Origin of the sequence: Mesorhizobium sp. M2A.F.Ca.ET.042.01.1.1 (genome assembly GCF_003997405.1) — a bacterium.
Taxonomy (GTDB): domain Bacteria; phylum Pseudomonadota; class Alphaproteobacteria; order Rhizobiales; family Rhizobiaceae; genus Mesorhizobium.
Window position 1 is genome coordinate 1 of sequence record NZ_RZRX01000491.1, and the last position, 2,130, is coordinate 2,130.

Below are 2,130 nucleotides of genomic sequence, written 5' to 3' on the forward strand. Positions count from 1 at the left end.
GCCGAACGTGCCTACGAGCTGATGGTTCGGTCACACGGGCCGAAGCGGCGCACGGACGCCACAAACGCGGAACGACTATAACGGCTGCGTGGCGGCGCTCTCATCCCCTCGCGCCACATGGTCCGTGCCGGGCGAAATAGCACGAGGAATCGTCGGCACGACGGCTACCGCCCGGCCAGCCTCAGCCTAGCCGCCGTGACGTGCTGCCTTCAAGGCGTGGCCTGGAAACGCCACGCTCGGCGGAACCGGCTGCGCAGCGGCCAGCCTTGACCGCGTCTCGACATGGCGTCGATCGCGACGCACGGATCGGGACGGAGAAACGGGCTTCAAGCCGAACAAAGAAACTGCGTCGGAACCGACATCAGCCTTGTCGATGTCATCCGTGGGTGTAGATGACGCGGCGCAGGCTTTTAGGGAACGCGAAGAACGGCGCAACGTGCTGCCAGTTGCGCCGCCAACTCTGCGCGATGGCCGGATATTTCTGGCCCCAATAGCCGGCGTCGAACGCATCGAGTGCGGCCAGGCCGGCTTCCGCGTCCTTGGCCCGGTAGATCGCGCGCAGCGCCGGCACGACGGGCTTGCGGTCCTTCCACGACACGAACTCGAGCGAATGACGGATCGATGCACGACGATACAGGTCTGTGCCACGCGGTCTGCGAGAAGACGGCGTTGATCGCCTCGGGGAGGCCCTCCAGCCCGTCGACGACGGCGATCAGGATGTCGCCGGCGCCATGGTTCGTTCATGACGGGCAGACAGAACTTGGCGCCCTCGGTCTGCTCGATCCAGATGCCGAGAATCGATAGCCATGGCCGCCTCCGCGATGCTGACGATCCTCATGGCGTTCGGCAGCCGTCGTAAATCGGCGTTCCTGTTGTCGCGTTGTGCTGTATCCGGTTGAAGACGTCTCTGTGTTCGGAACCGGACACAGAGAGGCGCTAAGTATTCCGCCGTTGCGGCGCGAAACACATGGTTTTTGCCCCTCTTGGTCGGCCAACCCTTTGGTGGCACGCCGATTGCATGGAACACAGTGAGGTATCCGTTACGACTATAGCAGTCTCGCCGTCTCCGGCCGAGGGGTCTACATGAAACGTGCTCGAACAATCCAAACCAATACGACAGCCGCTGAACTGTCGAGTGCGGTCCCGCCGGTTGAAGCTTTGCCTCGTCCGTCGCGGGTGCATCTGTCATTCCAGCAACGGCTCTGGTTCCTGTTGCGTCTGGCAGGCGGCAGCGAGGCATGTCACATCCAGATAGGGCTTCAGCTCCGCGGCGAGGCGGACGAGGCTGTCCTTCGGCCGGCCTTGGATGGGTTGGAAGCGCGTCATGAGGTGCTGCGAAGCACCTTCGGGCTGGAGGACGGTGAACCGTTCCAGCGGGTCAGGCCGACGGACGCTGGCCTGCGGCTGAAACGCGACGATCTGAGGGCCGCAGCGGATGTGGAGGTGGTGCTCAAGGCGCTGATGAGCCATGAGACGCAGCACGTGGTGTTCGACCTGGAAGCCGGGCCGCTGATCCGCGGATGGCTGCTGCGCGTGGCGATGTACGATCATGTGCCGCTGATCACCATGCACCACATGGTCTCGGACCGCTGGTCGCGGAAGGTTCTGGTTCGCGAGCTCAGCGAGCTCTACGCCGCGGCGCGGGAAGGCCGGGCGGATCGGCTGGCTAGGTTGGTGGTGCAGTATACGGACCACGCCTTTTGGCGGCGCCGTTGGCTGACGGGCCAGGTCGTGGAAAGTCAGGCGGAATACTGGCTCCGGATACTGGGGCCCGCACCAGCGGCGCTGACGCTGCCACCGAACTGGCCGCGTCCAGCGCAGCAGGAGTTCAGCGGCCGCTATTTCGAGTTCGTGTTGCACGAGCCGCTGACCACGCAGCTCAAGGCACTGAGCCGATTTCATGGGACGACGCTTTTCGTGGCTCTGCTGGCGGGCTGGGCGCTCATGCTGGCGCGACCCTCCGGTCAGGACGAACTGGTCATTGGCACATCGACCACCAGCCGCATGCGCTCCGAGAGCGAGGGGCTGATCGGCTTCTTCGGCAACACCCTGGCGCTGCGGATGGATCTGTCGGGCGATCCAACGCTGGAGACATTGCTGCAGCGAGTAGATGCCACCGCGCTTGGGGGA

Annotated in this window: 1 protein-coding gene and 1 pseudogene; one reads left to right on the top strand and one right to left on the bottom strand. The window is 64.3% G+C overall.

The features are described from left to right. Nucleotides 1-385: 385 nt before the first annotated feature. Nucleotides 386-798: pseudogene (locus EOA23_RS34090) on the bottom strand (transposase); the annotation flags it as partial. 285 nt (nt 799-1,083) lie between these two features. Here EOA23_RS34090 and EOA23_RS34095 point away from each other — a divergent pair. Beyond that, nucleotides 1,084-2,130, top strand: a 1,047-nt coding sequence (locus EOA23_RS34095) for a condensation domain-containing protein (protein WP_245474445.1), incomplete at its 3' end; no start/stop codon positions are given.